The sequence below is a fragment of the Agromyces rhizosphaerae genome (genome assembly GCF_027925245.1).
Classification (GTDB): Bacteria; Actinomycetota; Actinomycetes; order Actinomycetales; family Microbacteriaceae; genus Agromyces; species Agromyces rhizosphaerae.
On the sequence record NZ_BSDP01000001.1, the window covers coordinates 3,289,142 to 3,304,337 of the forward strand.

The 15,196-nt window shown below is 71.4% G+C and carries 14 protein-coding genes; 8 read left to right on the top strand and 6 right to left on the bottom strand.

Annotation, left to right across the window (positions count from 1 at the left end):
• The first annotated feature begins 28 nt into the window (after positions 1-28).
• The 7 genes from whiA to QMG39_RS15530 all read left to right on the top strand — a co-directional run bounded on the left by whiA (position 29) and on the right by QMG39_RS15530 (position 5,551).
• Positions 29-1,006 (top strand): DNA-binding protein WhiA, encoded by a 978-nt coding sequence (gene whiA, locus QMG39_RS15500; RefSeq protein ID WP_281887315.1) that lies wholly within the window; start codon positions 29-31, stop codon positions 1,004-1,006.
• A 103-nt stretch (positions 1,007-1,109) separates the two neighbouring features.
• Positions 1,110-1,736: a superoxide dismutase gene (locus QMG39_RS15505; protein ID WP_281886553.1), complete on the top strand. Its 627-nt coding sequence runs from the start codon at positions 1,110-1,112 to the stop codon at positions 1,734-1,736.
• 99 nt (positions 1,737-1,835) lie between these two features.
• On the top strand, positions 1,836-2,840 hold the full coding sequence (gap, locus tag QMG39_RS15510; protein ID WP_281886555.1) for a type I glyceraldehyde-3-phosphate dehydrogenase: 1,005 nt from the start codon (positions 1,836-1,838) through the stop codon (positions 2,838-2,840).
• A 10-nt stretch (positions 2,841-2,850) separates the two neighbouring features.
• Complete coding sequence (locus QMG39_RS15515) at positions 2,851-4,065, top strand: phosphoglycerate kinase (protein ID WP_281886557.1); 1,215 nt, start codon at positions 2,851-2,853, stop codon at positions 4,063-4,065.
• Complete coding sequence (gene tpiA, locus QMG39_RS15520) at positions 4,056-4,844, top strand: triose-phosphate isomerase (protein WP_281886558.1); 789 nt, start codon at positions 4,056-4,058, stop codon at positions 4,842-4,844. Before QMG39_RS15515 ends, tpiA begins: the two co-directional genes overlap by 10 nt.
• A gap of 84 nt (positions 4,845-4,928) precedes the next feature.
• The gene (gene secG, locus QMG39_RS15525) at positions 4,929-5,180 is read left to right on the top strand and encodes a preprotein translocase subunit SecG (protein ID WP_281886560.1); all 252 of its coding nucleotides are present in this window, start codon (positions 4,929-4,931) and stop codon (positions 5,178-5,180) included.
• 11 nt (positions 5,181-5,191) lie between these two features.
• On the top strand, positions 5,192-5,551 hold the full coding sequence (locus QMG39_RS15530) for an RNA polymerase-binding protein RbpA (RefSeq protein WP_281886562.1): 360 nt from the start codon (positions 5,192-5,194) through the stop codon (positions 5,549-5,551).
• An 85-nt stretch (positions 5,552-5,636) separates the two neighbouring features.
• On the opposite strand, the gene pgl is transcribed toward QMG39_RS15530, so the two are convergent.
• From pgl to tkt, 6 genes are read right to left on the bottom strand one after another with little or no spacing between them, the layout of a single operon-like run.
• Entirely contained in the window at positions 5,637-6,407 is a 771-nt protein-coding gene (pgl, locus tag QMG39_RS15535; protein WP_281886564.1) for a 6-phosphogluconolactonase, read from the bottom strand.
• On the bottom strand, positions 6,404-7,345 hold the full coding sequence (locus tag QMG39_RS15540; protein WP_281886566.1) for a glucose-6-phosphate dehydrogenase assembly protein OpcA: 942 nt from the start codon (positions 7,343-7,345) through the stop codon (positions 6,404-6,406). Before QMG39_RS15540 ends, pgl begins: the two co-directional genes overlap by 4 nt.
• Positions 7,342-8,883, bottom strand: a complete 1,542-nt coding sequence (gene zwf / locus QMG39_RS15545; RefSeq protein WP_281886567.1) for a glucose-6-phosphate dehydrogenase — start codon at positions 8,881-8,883, stop codon at positions 7,342-7,344. The genes QMG39_RS15540 and zwf overlap by 4 nt, the downstream gene beginning before the upstream one ends.
• A 13-nt stretch (positions 8,884-8,896) precedes the next feature.
• The gene (locus QMG39_RS15550; RefSeq protein WP_281886569.1) at positions 8,897-10,492 is read right to left on the bottom strand and encodes a glucose-6-phosphate isomerase; all 1,596 of its coding nucleotides are present in this window, start codon (positions 10,490-10,492) and stop codon (positions 8,897-8,899) included.
• Positions 10,489-11,598, bottom strand: coding sequence for a transaldolase (tal, locus tag QMG39_RS15555; RefSeq protein ID WP_281886571.1), 1,110 nt, complete (start codon positions 11,596-11,598; stop codon positions 10,489-10,491). The genes QMG39_RS15550 and tal overlap by 4 nt, the downstream gene beginning before the upstream one ends.
• Before the next feature lie 24 nt (positions 11,599-11,622).
• Positions 11,623-13,713, bottom strand: a complete 2,091-nt coding sequence (tkt, locus tag QMG39_RS15560) for a transketolase (protein ID WP_281886573.1) — start codon at positions 13,711-13,713, stop codon at positions 11,623-11,625.
• Positions 13,714-14,034: 321 nt separating this feature from the next.
• Between tkt and QMG39_RS15565 the strand changes: the two genes are divergently transcribed.
• On the top strand, positions 14,035-14,955 hold the full coding sequence (locus tag QMG39_RS15565) for a heme o synthase (protein ID WP_281886575.1): 921 nt from the start codon (positions 14,035-14,037) through the stop codon (positions 14,953-14,955).
• Positions 14,956-15,196: the final 241 nt, after the last annotated feature.

Sequence of the window (15,196 nt, forward strand, 5' to 3'; positions counted from 1 at the left end):
CGAGGCGAACGACAGGATGGACACACGATTGGCGCTGACAGCCGACGTCAAGGACGAGCTTGCCCGGTTCGAGGTGAGTCGCACGAGCGTGCGGGCCGCCGAGCTGGCCTCGCTGCTGCGATTCGCGGGCGGACTGCACGTGATCTCGAACCGCATCGCGGTGGAGGCCGAGGTCGACTCGGTCGCGATCGCCCGGCGGGCGGCGCGTGACCTCGCGGAGCTCTACGGCGTGCGGGCCGACGTCTCGGTGACCTCATCGGGTGCGACCCGGCGCGGCGACCAGTACCTCGTGCGGGTGCTCGAGGGCGGCGAGACGCTGGCGCGCCAGACGGGACTGCTCGACGCGCGGCGCCGGCCGGTGCGAGGCCTGCCGAACCGGCTGACGACGGGCTCGCGCGAGGAGGTCGCCGGCGTCTGGCGCGGCGCGTTCCTCGCGCGGGGCAGCCTGACCGACCCCGGGCGATCGGCGGCACTCGAGATCACGTGCCCGGGCAACGAGTCGGCCATGGCGCTGGTCGGTGCCGCGGGCCGGCTCTCGATCCCGGCGAAGGCGCGCGAGGTGCGCGGCGTGCACCGGGTGGTCATCCGCGACGGGGAGGCCATCGGCGCGATGCTCTCCGAGATGGGCGCGGCCGGCACGGTGCGCAACTGGGAGGAGCTGCGGCAGCGCCGCGAGGTGCGCGCGACGGCGAACCGCCTGGTGAACTTCGACGACGCGAACCTCCGTCGGTCGGCGCAGGCGGCGGTGGCCGCGTGCGCGCGCGTCGAGCGGGCGCTCGAACTGCTCGGCGACGACGTGCCAGAGCACCTCGGCTACGCCGGCAGGCTGCGCCTGGCCCACCGCGACGCCAGCCTCGACGAGCTCGGGCACCACGCGGACCCGCCGATGACCAAGGACGCGGTCGCCGGCCGCATCCGCCGCCTGCTGGCCATGGCCGACAAGAAGGCTGCGGATCTCGGGGTGCCCGACACCGAGGCGAGCCTCCCGCCCGACCTCGACGTGTGAGATCGCGTCACGGTCCGCGGTGCACCGCGGAACGTGAATAGACTCGAAAGGGTCGCTCGACGCCGGCCGCGGAGCGTGCGCCGGCAGCTGACAAGGAGAAGCAATGGCTGAATACACACTGCCCGATCTCGCCTACGACTACTCGGCGCTCGCGCCCAGTATCAGCGGCACCATCATGGAGCTGCACCACTCCAAGCACCACCAGGCGTACGTGACGGGCGCCAACACGGCGCTGGCGCAGCTCGCCGAGGCGCGCGAGACCGGCAACCTGGCCAACGTGAACAAGCTCGAGAAGGACCTCGCGTTCAACCTCGGGGGTCACGTGAACCACTCGATCTTCTGGACGAACATGTCGCCCGACGGCGGCGACAAGCCGACCGGCGAGCTGGCCGCGGCGATCGACGACCACTTCGGCTCGTTCGACGCGTTCCAGGCGCACTTCGCGGCGACCGCCATGGGCGTGCAGGGCTCGGGCTGGGCCGTGCTCGCGTGGGACTCGATCGGCGAGCGCATCGTCGTGCTGCAGTTCTTCGACCAGCAGGCGAACCTCCCGGCGGGCATCGTTCCGCTGCTCATGCTCGACGTCTGGGAGCACGCCTACTACCTCGACTACAGGAACGTGCGCGCGGACTACGTGACCGCGTTCTGGAACATCGTCGACTGGGCGAACGTCCAGCAGCGCTTCGAGACGGCCCGCGAGAAGACCTCGGGGCTGCTGCTACTGTCATAGCGAACGCAGGGTCCCCGGGCCCTGCCCGGGGACCGTGACGTTTCCGTACTCCTCACCCACCACGCGCCGCACAGGCCAGAAGCAACAGGAGAAACCTTCGTGTCCGTCAAGATCGGGATCAACGGCTTCGGCCGCATCGGCCGCAACTACTTCCGCGCAGCCCTCGCCCAGGGCGCCGACCTCGAGATCGTCGCGGTGAACGACCTCACCGACAACAAGACCCTCGCCCACCTGCTGAAGTACGACTCGATCACCGGCCGCCTCGACGCGACCGTGGAGTTCGACGACGAGAACCTCATCGTCAACGGCAACGCGATCAAGGTCTTCTCCGAGCGCGACCCCGCGAACCTCCCCTGGGGCGACCTGGGCGTCGACATCGTCATCGAGTCCACCGGCTTCTTCACCAAGGCCGCCGACGCCAAGAAGCACATCGACGCGGGCGCCAGGAAGGTGCTCATCTCCGCCCCCGCCACGGGCGAGGACGCGACCTTCGTGCTCGGCGTGAACGAGGACGAGTACGACCCGGCCGCCCACAACATCATCTCGAACGCCTCGTGCACCACGAACTGCCTCGCGCCGCTGGCGAAGGTCTTCAACGACGCGTTCGGCATCGAGCACGGCCTGATGACGACGGTCCACGCCTACACGGCCGACCAGAACCTGCAGGACGGCCCGCACAAGGACCTGCGCCGTGCGCGCGCCGCCGCCGTGAACATCGTCCCGACGTCGACCGGCGCGGCCAAGGCCATCGGCCTCGTGCTGCCCGAGCTCGTCGGCAAGCTCGACGGCTTCGCGCTGCGCGTTCCGGTGCCCACCGGCTCGATCACCGACCTCACCGTCACCGCCTCGCGCGAGGTGACCGTCGACGAGGTCAAGGCCGCGTACAAGGCCGCCGCCGAGGGTCCGCTCAAGGGCATCCTGAAGTACACCGAGGACCCGATCGTCTCGAGCGACATCGTGACCGACCCGCACTCCTCGATCTTCGACGCGGGCCTCCTGCGCGTGATCGGCAACCAGGTCAAGCTGTCGAGCTGGTACGACAACGAGTGGGGCTACTCGAACCGCCTCGTCGACCTCACCGAGTTCGTCGCCGAGCGCCTCTAGCGAGGTTCGCATGACGCTGCGCACCATCGATTCGCTGGGTCCGCTCGGCGGCACGCGTGTCGTCGTCCGGTGCGACCTGAACGTCCCGCTCGCGGACGGCAGGATCACGGACGACGGCCGCGTGCGCGCCTCGGTGCCCACCATCACCGCGCTGCTCGAGCAGGGCGCGCGGGTGATCGTGATCTCGCACCTGGGCCGCCCGGGCGGCGCGCCCGACCCGAAGTACTCGCTGGCCCCCGCGGCCGCGCGGCTGGGGGAGCTCCTCGGCCGTCCGGTCGCGTTCGCCACCGACACGGTCGGCGAGTCCGCGACCGCCGCGGTCGACGCCCTGGGCGACGGCGAGGTGCTCGTGCTGGAGAACCTCAGGTTCAACCCGGAGGAGACCAGCAAGGACGCCGCCGAGCGCGCCGTCTTCGCCGGGAAGCTGGCGGAGTTCGCCGACGCGGTGGTCTCCGACGGCTTCGGCGTCGTGCACCGCAAGCAGGCGAGCGTCTACGAGCTCGTCGAGGCGCGTCCGAGCGCCGCGGGCCTGCTCATCGCCGCCGAGCTCGACGTGCTGGACCGCCTCACCGAGAACCCCGAGCGGCCCTACGCGGTCGTGCTGGGCGGCTCGAAGGTGTCCGACAAGCTCGGCGTGATCGAGCACCTCCTGCCGCGGGTCGACAGCCTGCTCATCGGCGGGGGCATGCTCTTCACGTTCCTCGCGGCGCAGGGCCACAAGGTCGGCTCGAGCCTGCTCGAGAGCGACCAGATCGAGACGGTGCAGGGCTACCTCGCCGAGGCCGAGCGCCTGGGCGTGCAGATCGTGCTGCCGACCGACGTGGTCGTCGCCGCGTCGTTCAGCGCCGACGCCGACCACGTCGTGCGGCCCGCCGACGCGATCGAGGACACCCCGTTCGGGGCGTCGGGCCTCGGGCTCGACATCGGTCCCGACACCGCCGCGGCGTTCGCCGACGTCATCCGCTCGTCGAAGACGGTGTTCTGGAACGGCCCGATGGGCGTGTTCGAGCTCGCGCCGTTCGCGGCCGGCACCAAGGCGATCGCCGGAGCCCTGACCGAGGTCGACGGCCTCAGCGTGGTCGGCGGCGGCGATTCCGCGGCAGCGGTGCGCGTACTCGGGTTCGACGACGACGCCTTCGGGCACATCTCGACGGGCGGGGGCGCGAGCCTCGAGTTCCTCGAGGGCAAGAAGCTCCCCGGACTGGAGGTCCTCGGATGGCAGTGAGCCGCGTCCCGCTCATCGCGGGCAACTGGAAGATGAACCTCGATCACCTGCAGGCGATCGCGTTCGTGCAGAAGCTGGCGTGGAGCCTCGCCGACGCGAAGCACGACTTCGCTGCGGTCGAGGTGGCGGTCTTCCCGCCGTTCACCGATCTCCGCTCGGTGCAGACGCTGGTCGCGGCCGACAAGCTGCCGCTCGCGTACGGCGGGCAGGACCTCTCCGCGCAGGACTCCGGTGCGTACACCGGCGAGATCCCGGGCGGCTTCCTGAAGCAGCTCGACTGCGGCTACGTGATCATCGGGCACTCCGAGCGACGCACGATGCACGCGGAGACCGACGAGGTCGTCGCGGCCAAGGTGCAGGCGGCGCTCCGCCACGACCTCGTGCCGATCATCTGCGTCGGCGAGACGGCGGAGGACCTCGAGGAGCACGGCCCGAGCGCCGTGCCCGTGGCGCAGCTGAAGGCCGCGCTCGCGGGCGTGTCCTCGGCGGCCGACATCGTGGTCGCGTACGAGCCGGTCTGGGCGATCGGCTCCGGCCAGGCGGCGACGCCCGAGCAGGCGGAGCAGGTCGCGGCCGCGCTGCGCGCGACGCTCGCGGAGACGCTCGGCGAGGACGTGGCGGCGAAGACGCGCATCCTCTACGGCGGTTCGGTGAAGGCCGCGAACATCGCGGGCTTCATGCGCGAGCCGAACGTGGACGGCGCGCTGGTCGGCGGTGCGAGCCTCGACATCGACGAGTTCTCGAGCATCGCGCGGTTCCAGAAGCACGTCGGCGTCTGAGGGTGTCGGCGGGCGCACAGCCGGCGCCTTGCTATGATCGACTGATGTCTGCGCGGCACCGCCGCGCCTCGGAAAGGGTTCTACGTGGATATTCTCCAGGTCGTGCTGCAGGTCCTGCTGGGCCTGACCAGCCTCCTGCTGACGCTGCTCATCCTGCTGCACAAGGGTCGCGGTGGCGGCCTGTCCGACATGTTCGGCGGCGGAATGACGTCCAGCCTCGGCGCCTCCGGCGTCGCGGAGCGGAACCTCAATCGCATCACCGTGGTGCTCGGACTCGTCTGGGTCTCGTGCATCGTGGTCCTGGGACTCATCACCAAGTTCGACACCGGCATCTGACGGAGGCCTCAGTGGTATCGGGTAACAGCGCAATCCGCGGCTCGCGCGTCGGCGCGGGCCCCATGGGCGAGCAGGATCACGGGTACCACGCCGAGCGCGTGGCGGTCAGCTACTGGGACTCGCTCGGCAACGAGACCGTGCGGTACTTCTCGGCGACCCTGCCCGAGGAGGAGATCCCGGACGTCATCGACAGCCCCTCGACGGGTCTGCCCGCCGGTCGCGACAAGGACAACCCGCCGTCCGAGCAGAAGGCAGAGCCCTACAAGACGCACCTCGCCTACGTGAAGGAGCGTCGGTCGGAGGACGAGGCCGAGCAGCTGCTCGACGAGGCGCTGCAGCAGCTGCGCGCGCGTCGCGGGCAGAGCTCCTGACGCTCCGCCGAACGTACCGATCACGCGAAACGGCCCGACCGGGATTCCGGTCGGGCCGTTCGTGCGTTCGGGCGCTGCCCGTGCGTCAGTAGTCGGGCGCGATGAGCTGCGGGGGCACCTCGGCCGCCGCCTCGCCGTCGACGAAGAACACCGTGCGCCGGCGGCCCTTGATGCCCGCGACGGGAACCTCGTCGCGGCTCGCGCCGGCGAGGGCCAGGCCGAGGGCCGAGGCCTTGTCGCCGCCCGCGAGCACCATCCAGACGCGCTCGGAGGCGTTCAGCACCGGGCGCGTCAGGCTCAGCCGCTCGGGCGGGGGCTTCGGCGACTGCCGCACGGCGATCACCGTGCGGTCGGTCACGCCGATGCCGGACCGGTGCGGGAACAACGAGGCGATGTGGCCGTCGGGTCCGACGCCGAGGAACGTGATGTCGAACACCGGGTGGTCGTCGTCGCCGGCTGCGAACTCGCGGAGCGTCGCGGCGTAGGCGTCCGCGGCCTCGTCCAGGTCGAGCCCGGAGTCGGAGGCCGGCATCGCGTGCACCTTGCCGGAGTCCACCGGTACGTGGTCGAGCAGCGCCTCCCACGCCTGGGCGTCGTTGCGCTCGCGGTCGCCGCCGGGCACCCAGCGGTCGTCGCCCCACCAGAAGTGCAGGCGGTCCCAGGCGATGGTGTCGGATGCGGGCGAGTGGCGGATCGCGTCGAGCACCGCGATGCCCATGGAACCGCCCGTCAGCGCGATGTGCAGCTCCGGCTTCTCGTCCAGCAGGTCGAGCACCTTCGTGATGAACCGGGCGGCGACCGCGCTGGCGAGCGCCGGCTTGCCCGAGTGCACGAGGACGCGTCGGTCGTTGGTCATGCAGCGGTTCCTTCCGGGTGGCAGAGCGGCAGTCCGTCGACGAGCACCTCGCCGTAGAGCTCGTCGGGGTCGAGCCGGCGCAGCTCGTCGGCGAGGCAGTCGCGCAGGTTGCGGCGGGGGAGCGCGACGTCGTGCTCGGGCTGGCCGGGCTGGCGCAGCCGGGCGACCGACGGCACGTCCCGCAGCAGCTCGATCGGGCCGGTCGAGCGGTGCAGCACGACGCCGCGGATGCCGTGCGAGCCCTCCTCGACGGGTGTCAGGACGAGTTCGACCTCTGCCCCGAGCCGCATGCCGAGCCAGGCGGCGAGCAGCGTGGTGGACGGCGAGTCGATCGCACCGACCACCTCCACCCTGGTGACGGGCTCGTACGGCGGCTGGTCGAGCACCGCGGCGAGCTGGGCGCGCCACAGGGTCAGGCGGGTCCAGGCGAAGTCGGTGTCGCCGGGCGTGTAGCGGCCCTCGAGCGCGTGCACCGCGACCTGCGGGTCCGGCTGCGTCGAGGCATCCGTGATCCTGCGCTGCGCGATGCGGCCGAGCGGCGATCGGCCCGGCACCTCGGGGGCTGCGCCCGGCCACCACACGGCGACCGGCGCGTCCGGGAGCAGCAGGCCCATGACGAGCCCCTGCGGATCGGTCGCGGTGCCGCCCTTGGCGTGCAGCACGATGACCTCGCTCGCACCGGCGTCGCCGCCGACGCGGATCTGCGCGTCCAGGCGCGCCTCGGGCGCGTCGGCGTCGAGCGAGATCACGATGACGCGCATCGGATGCTCGCGCGACGCGTCGTTCGCGGCCTCGATCGCGTCCTCCTCGAAGCCGTCCTGGGTCGCGATGATGAGCGTCAGCACGCGGCCGAGGGCCACCGCGCCGCCCTCCTCGCGGATCTTGACGAGTGCCTTCTGGACCTTCGCGGTCGTCGTCTCGGGCAGGTCGACGATCATGGGCGCCTCCAGGTTCGTCCGTCGCGGGCGAGCAGCTCGTCGGCGGAGTCGGGGCCCCAGGAACCGGGGCGGTACTGCTCCGGCTGGCCCTGCGTCGCCCAGAACTCCTCGATCGGGTCGAGGATCTTCCAGGAGAGCTCGACCTCCTCCTGCCGGGGGAAGAGCGGCGGGTCGCCGAGCAGCACGTCCAGGATGAGGCGCTCGTACGCCTCCGGGCTGGCCTCGGTGAAGGCGTGGCCGTAGCCGAAGTCCATCGTCACGTCGCGCACCTGCATCCCGGCGCCGGGCACCTTCGAGCCGAAGCGGATCGTGACGCCCTCGTCGGGCTGGACCCGGATCACCAGCGCGTTCTGGCCGAGCTGCGCGGTCTGGCTGTCCTCGAACAGCTGCTGGGGCGCGCGCTTGAAGACCACCGCGATCTCGGTCACGCGGCGGCCGAGGCGCTTGCCGGCGCGCAGGTAGAACGGCACGCCCGCCCACCGGCGGGTGCCGATCTCGAGCTTCATCGCCGCGTAGGTCTCGGTCAGGGACTCGGGGTCCATGCCGTCCTCCTCGAGGAAGCCCCGGACCTTCTCGCCGCCCTGCCATCCGCCCGCGTACTGCCCGCGGGCGGTGCCGGTCGCGAGGTCGGCGGGCAGCCGCACCGCCGAGAGCACCTTCTCCTTCTCGGTGCGGAGGTCGGCGGCGTCGAAGGTCACCGGCTCCTCCATCGCCGTCAGCGCGAGCAGCTGCAGGAGGTGGTTCTGGATGACGTCGCGCGCCGCGCCGATGCCGTCGTAGTAGCCCGCGCGACCGCCGACGCCGATGTCCTCGGCCATCGTGATCTGCACGTGGTCGACGTGGTTCGCGTTCCAGATCGGCTCGTAGAGCTGGTTGGCGAAGCGCAGGGCCAGGATGTTCTGGACCGTCTCCTTGCCGAGGTAGTGGTCGATGCGGAACACCGCGTCGGGCGGGAACACCGACGCCACGACGTCGTTCAGCTCGCGCGCCGACTGCAGGTCGCTGCCGAACGGCTTCTCGATGACGACCCTGCGCCACTGGCCGTCGTGCTGCTCGGTCAGGCCCGAGCGGCGCAGCTGCTCCGTGACGACGGGGAACGACTTCGGCGGGATCGACAGGTAGAACGCGTGGTTTCCCATGGTGCCGCGCTCGCGGTCGAGCGACTCCACGGTCTTCCGCAGGCGCTCGAAGGCCTCGTCGTCCTGGAACGTGCCGGGGACGAAGCGGATGCCCTGCGAGAGCTGCTGCCAGACCTCCTCGCGGAACTCCGTGCGCGCGTACTGCTTGACGGCGTCGTGGACGACCTTGCCGAAGTCCTGGTCCTCCCAGTCGCGGCGGGCGAATCCGACCAGGGCGAAGCCCGGGGGCAGCAGCCCCCGGTTCGCCAGGTCGTAGACCGCAGGCATGAGCTTCTTGCGCGACAGGTCGCCCGTCACGCCGAAGATGATCAGTCCGCTCGGCCCGGCGATGCGATTGAGTCGGTAGTCCTTCGGCGATCGGAGCGGGTTCTGTCCCTTGGCGATGGGGGCCGGCTGCATCCGCTGTCCCCGGTCAGCCCGCGGCGCCGAGCAGCGTGCCCGGCTGCGCGTCGGCCGTGAGCGTGAGCGTCAGCACGGGCCGGCCGTGGTCGGCGAGTACGCTCGCGTCGCCCGAGGCCTGCGCGGCGATGAGCTCGCCGAACGTGAACGGCCGGTCGGGGATCGCGAGGTCCTCGGCCGGCTCGGCCGTGACCTGCAGGAACACGCCGACGGCGGGTCCGCCCTTGTGGAACTGGCCGGTCGAGTGCAGGAAGCGCGGGCCCCAGCCGAAGGTGACGGGGCGGCCGGCACGCGCTGCGAGCACGTCGCGGAGTTCCGCCAGCTCGGGCAGGGCGAGCCGGTCGACGTATGCCTGCACGGAGATGTAGCCGTCCTCCGGCACCTCCTCGAGGAGCACCTCGATCGCGGAGGCGAGGTCGCTGGCCGCACCGATGACGTCGGGCGTGCCGCGCACCTCGATGCCCTCCGAGACGAACGCCGCGGGGGCGGGCTCGGGGCGGGCGTCGAGGAGGCCGCGTGCGGCGATCTTCGCCGACTCCACGTCGGGCTGGTCGAACGGGTTGATGCCGAGCAGGCGACCGGCGACCGCCGTCGCGACCTCCCAGGTGACCAGCTGCGCGCCGAGCGAGCCCGAGACCAGGATCTCGTCGCCGTCGTGGAACGGCTGCTCACCCGCATCCGCCACCAGGCGCACGAGCTGCACGTCGGGCAGGCCGGCGGTCACCTCGGGCGAGTCGGTGTCGAGCACGACGGGCAGGATGCCGGTGCCCTCCTTGCCGGTGGACTCGGCGATGAGCTGCTCGGCCCAGTCGGCGAACCCGATGATGTGCGTGCCGTCGGCGATGATGCCGAGCTTGTCGCGCAGGGGAGCGGTCGCCGAGATCGCCGCGCCCAGCACGAGGCCGGGGTTGTCGTCCGAGTCCACGCCCAGGGCCGCCTCGACCGCCTCCGCCTCGTCGAGGAGGCCGGCGATGTCGACGCCCGCGAGCCCCGAGGGCACGAGCCCGAACGCGGTGAGCGCCGAGTAGCGGCCGCCCACGGTCGGGTCGGCGTTGAAGACGCGGTATCCGGCCTCGCGCGCCGAGGCGTCGAGCGGGGAGCCCGGGTCGGTGACGATCACGATGCGCCCGGTCGGGTCGATGCCCGCCTCGCGGAACGCCTGCTCGTAGATGCGGCGCTGCGAGTCGGTCTCGACGGTGGAGCCCGACTTCGACGACACGACGATGGCGGATGCCGCCAGGCGGTCCGCGAGCGCGGCGCGCACCTGTCCCGGGTCGGTCGAGTCGAGCACCGTGAGCTCGACGCCCGCGGTGCGCGTGATGACCTCCGGGGCGAGCGACGAGCCGCCCATGCCGCCAAGGACGACGTGCTCGACGCCGGCCGCGCGGAGCTCGTCGCGCAGTGCGAGGATCTCCGGAACCAGCGGACGCGAGACCTCGACGGCGTGGGTCCAGCCGAGGCGCTTGCTCGCCTCGTCGACCGCGGCCTCGCCCCACAGGGTGGCGTCGTGCGCGGCGATCTTCGAGGCGACGCCGTCGGCGACCAGCGTCGGGACGGCGGCGCGGACGGCGTCGGCGGCCGCGCCGCCGACGGAGATGCGGACGCTCATCGTGCCCCCTCCAGTGCGCCCGAGACGGTCTCGAGCAGCTCGTTCCACGAGACGATGAACTTCTCGACGCCCTCCGACTCGAGGGTCGCGGTGACATCGTCGTAGTCGACGCCGACGGCGGCGAGCGCATCGAGCACGCCCTGCGCCTCGGCGTACGCGCCGGTCACGGTGTCGCCGGTGACGACGCCGTGGTCGAACGTCGCCTCGAGCGTCTTCTCGGGCATGGTGTTGACGACGCCCTGCGCGACCAGCTCGGTCACGTAGAGGGTGTCGGGCAGGTTCGGGTCCTTGACGCCCGTCGACGCCCACAGCGGACGCTGCGGGTTCGCCCCCGCTGCGACGAGCGCCTGCGCGCGGTCGCTCGCGAACGCCTGCTCGTACACCTGGTACGCGAGCCGGGCGTTCGCGACGCCGGCCTTGCTGCGCAGCGCGGTCGCCTCGTCGCCGCCGATCGCGTCCAGCCGCTTGTCGATCTCGGTGTCCACGCGGGAGACGAAGAACGACGCCACCGAGTGGATGGTCGACAGGTCGATGCCTGCCGCCTTCGCCTGCTCGAGGCCGGCGAGGTAGGCGTCGATGACCTCGGCGTGCCGCTGGAGCGAGAAGATCAGCGTCACGTTGACGCTGATGCCCGACCCGATCGCCTCGGTGATCGCCGGGAGCCCGGCCTTCGTGCCCGGGATCTTGATCATCGTGTTCGGCCGGTCGACCTTCGCCCAGAGGCGCTTGGCCTCGGCGATGGTGCCGTCGGTGTCGTTCGCCAGGTTCGGGGCGACCTCGATCGAGACGCGGCCGTCGAAGCCCGCGGTGGCGTCGTACACGGGGCGGAAGACGTCGGACGCGGCGCGCACGTCGTCGGTCGTGATCTCGAAGACCGCGCGGTCGACGTCGGCGCCGTCCGCGGCGAGGGCCGCGACCTGCTCCGCATACGCGTCGCCCTTCGCGAGCGCGCCCGCGAAGATGGTCGGGTTGGTGGTCACGCCGACGACGTTCCGGTCGGCGATGAGCGACTCGAGGCCGCCCGAGGTGATCCGCTCGCGCGAGAGGTCGTCGAGCCAGATGCTGACGCCGGCCTCCGAGAGCGCTGCGGTGGGAGTGCTTGCCATGGTGGTTCTCTCCTTCTGCCCGCGTCAGGACGCGAGCGAATCCTTCGCTGCTGCGACCACGGCCTCGGCGGTGATGCCGAACTCGCGGAACAGGGTCTGGTAGTCGGCAGACGCGCCGAAGTGCTCGATCGAGACGCTGCGGCCGCGGTCGCCGACGTAGCGGCCCCAGGTGAGCGCGAGGCCGGCCTCGACGGACACCCGGGCGGTGACCGATGCGGGCAGCACGTGCTCGCGGTACGCGGCGTCCTGCTCCTCGAACCACTCGAGGCTCGGCGCCGACACGACGCGCGCCTGCACGCCCTCGGCGGCGAGGGTCTCGCGCGCCGCGAGGGCGAGCTGCAGCTCGGAACCGGTCGCGATGAGGATCACGTCGGGGCTGCCGTTCGGCGCCTCGGCGATGACGTACGCGCCCTTGGCCACGCCGGCCGCCGACGCGAGGGTGTCGCCGGACGCCTCGCCGTCGCCGCGCTCGAACACCGGGATGTTCTGGCGGGTGAGCGCGATGCCCGCGGGCCCGCCGCGGCGCTTCAGCATCTCGAGCCACGCGTACGCGGTCTCGTTCGCGTCGCCGGGGCGCACCACCGTCATGTTCGGGATGGCCCGGAGCGACGCGAGCTGCTCGATCGGCTGGTGGGTCGGGCCGTCCTCGCCGAGCGCGACCGAGTCGTGCGTCCAGACGTAGATCGACGGGATGTCCATCAGGGCGGCCAGGCGCACCGACGGGCGCATGTAGTCGCTGAAGATGAGGAAGGTGCCGCCGAACGCGCGGGTCGGGCCGTGCAGCACGATGCCGTTGACGATCGCCGCCATGGCGTGCTCGCGGATGCCGAAGTGCAGAACCCGCCCGTAGGGCGTGCCGTGGAACTCGTGCGTCGAGTGCTCGGTCGGGATGAACGACTCGGCGCCGTTGATCGTGGTCAGGTTCGACTCGGCGAGGTCCGCGGAGCCGCCCCACAGCTCGGGGAGCTGTGCGGCGAGCGCGTTGATGACCTTGCCCGACGCGGCTCGCGTCGAGACGTCCTTGCCGGCCTCGAACACGGGCAGCGCGTCGGCGATGTCCTCGGGCAGCTCGCCCGCGAGCACGCGGTCGAGCAGCGCCTTGCGCTCGGGGTTCGCGGTCGCCCAGGTGTTGAACGAGAGCTCCCACTCCGAGCGCTCGACGGCGCCGCGGTCGACGGCGAGCCGCGTGTGCGCGAGCACCTCCGGGTCGACCGCGAAGTGCTGCTCGGGGTCGAAGCCGAGCACCTCCTTGGTCGCGGCCAGCTCCTCGGCGCCCAGCTTGGAGCCGTGGATCTTGCCGGTGTTCTGCTTGTTCGGGGCGGGCCAGCCGATGATCGTCTTCAGCACGATGATCGACGGCTTGCCGGTCTCGGCCTTGGCGGCCTCGATGGCGGCGTGCAGCTCCTGCACGTCCTCCACGTACTCGCCGGTCTTCTTCCAGTCGACGGTCTGCACGTGCCAGCCGTAGGCCTCGTAGCGCGCCGCGACGTCCTCGGTGAAGGCGATGTCGGTGTCGTCCTCGATCGAGATCTGGTTCGAGTCGTAGATGACGACGAGGTTGCCGAGCTCCTGGTGGCCGGCGAGCGAGGACGCCTCGCTGGTCACGCCCTCCTGCAGGTCGCCGTCCGACGCGATCACGTACACGTGGTGGTCGAACGGGCTCTCGCCGGGCAGGGCGTCGGGGTCGAAGAGGCCGCGCTCGTAGCGGGCGGCGTAGGCGAAGCCCACGGCCGAGGCCAGGCCCTGGCCGAGCGGGCCGGTCGTGATCTCGACGCCGTCGGTGTGCCCGAACTCGGGGTGCCCGGGGGTCTTGGATCCCCAGGTGCGGAGGGACTCGAGGTCCTCCAGCTCGAGTCCGTAGCCGCCGAGGTACAGCTGCACGTACTGCGTGAGCGAACTGTGTCCGGCGGAGAGGATGAAGCGGTCACGTCCGAGCCAGTGCTGGTCGGACGGATCCCGACGCATCACCTTCTGGAAGAGGAGGTACGCCGCCGGCGCGAGGCTCATGGCGGTGCCGGGGTGGCCGTTGCCGACCTTCTCCACCGCATCCGCTGCGAGGACACGGGCGGTGTCCACGGCCTTGTCGTCGATCGGCTGCCATTGCAGTGCTGCCACCTTGTTCTGATCCCTTCGATCATTCGCGTGAGGCCGGGGCACTCCGCCTGCACCCCTCGTGAAGTGCCACGACGGCGGGCAGCACGCGATCCGTCGTGACGGAAGGGGGTGGATGCCGCGCCGAGGCGAGCACCCTCAGCATAGCGAGCAGCGTGTTCCGCTGAGATTGCGTGACGCTCACGGCGTAACCGAGCCGTTGAGAGGCGTCGACCCGCGCGCCACGGACGCGGCGGTCGGCGGCGCGTCCACCCGATCGGATCGCCTAGACTTGACCGGAGACGATCGCGCGGCCGAGTCTCGGCGCGCCAACGAGAAGGAACGATGGACGCAGCCCTCCGCACCCGTGAGCCGGGCACTGCCATCGGCTTCCGTCGCAAGGCTCGCGCCTACCTGGCGCTCACCAAGCCCCGGGTCATCGAGCTCCTGCTCGTCGTGACCGCGCCGACCATGATCCTCGCGCAGGGCGGGCTGCCCGACCTGTGGCTGCTGCTCGCCACGCTCATCGGCGGCGCGATGAGCGCGGGCTCCGCGGGCGCGTTCAACTGCTACATCGACCGCGACATCGATCGCCTGATGCGGCGCACGCGCAACCGGCCGCTGGTCACGGGCGAGCTCACCGACCGCGAGGCGCTCGTGTTCGCCTACGCGCTCGGCGCGGCATCCATCGTCTGGCTCGGCGTCTTCACCAACTGGCTGGCCGCCGGGCTCTCGCTCGCGGCGATCCTGCTCTACGTCGTCTTCTACAGCCTGATCCTCAAGCGCCGCACCTCGCAGAACATCGTCTGGGGCGGCGTCGCGGGCTGCATGCCCGTGCTGATCGGCTGGGCGGCCGTGACCGGCGACCTCAGCTGGGCGCCGTTCATCCTGTTCCTGATCATCTTCCTCTGGACGCCGCCGCACTACTGGCCGCTGTCGATGAAGTACCGCGACGATTACGCGGCCGCCGGAGTGCCGATGCTCGCCGTCGTCCGCGGCCGCGCGCAGGTCGGCCTGCAGGTCATCCTCTACGCGTGGGCGACGCTCGCGTGCTCGCTGCTGCTCATCCCGGTCGCCGACATGGGCCTGCTCTACACCGCCGTCGCGCTCGTCACAGGCGGCTGGTTCGTCGCCGAGACGCACCGCCTCTACGGCCTGGCGATCCGCAACCAGCAGGTCTCGGGCATGCGCGTCTTCCACTCGTCGATCGCGTACCTGTCGCTGCTCTTCCTCGCGGTCGGCATCGACCCGCTGCTGCCCTTCTAGGCATCGGGCGGGCGGCCCGGCGCCGGCTCGGCGAATCCGGCCGTCGGACCCGGTCACTCGGACCTGGCGTCGCCTGTCGCTGCGGGCTTCCAGACGAGCCACTTCCGCGCGACCTCTGCCTCGAGGTCGACGTCGAACCGCTCGGCGATCAGCAGGACGTGCGCCAGGACGTCGGCGAGTTCGGCCCGGAAGCCGGCATCCAGTTCCGCGTCGCTGCGGCCGAATCCTCTCGGACCGGCCG

Bases quoted from the DNA above. Each gene is read 5' to 3' on its own strand.
- QMG39_RS15505 (WP_281886553.1), top strand. From the start codon at position 1,110: ATGGCTGAATACACACTGCCCGATCTCGCCTACGACTACTCGGCGCTC.
- QMG39_RS15515 (WP_281886557.1), top strand. From the start codon at position 2,851: ATGACGCTGCGCACCATCGATTCGCTGGGTCCGCTCGGCGGCACGCGT.
- tpiA (WP_281886558.1), top strand. From the start codon at position 4,056: ATGGCAGTGAGCCGCGTCCCGCTCATCGCGGGCAACTGGAAGATGAAC.
- pgl (WP_281886564.1), bottom strand. From the start codon at position 6,407: ATGACCAACGACCGACGCGTCCTCGTGCACTCGGGCAAGCCGGCGCTC.
- QMG39_RS15540 (WP_281886566.1), bottom strand. From the start codon at position 7,345: ATGATCGTCGACCTGCCCGAGACGACGACCGCGAAGGTCCAGAAGGCA.
- zwf (WP_281886567.1), bottom strand. From the start codon at position 8,883: ATGCAGCCGGCCCCCATCGCCAAGGGACAGAACCCGCTCCGATCGCCG.
- QMG39_RS15550 (WP_281886569.1), bottom strand. From the start codon at position 10,492: ATGAGCGTCCGCATCTCCGTCGGCGGCGCGGCCGCCGACGCCGTCCGC.
- tal (WP_281886571.1), bottom strand. From the start codon at position 11,598: ATGGCAAGCACTCCCACCGCAGCGCTCTCGGAGGCCGGCGTCAGCATC.
- QMG39_RS15565 (WP_281886575.1), top strand. From the start codon at position 14,035: ATGGACGCAGCCCTCCGCACCCGTGAGCCGGGCACTGCCATCGGCTTC.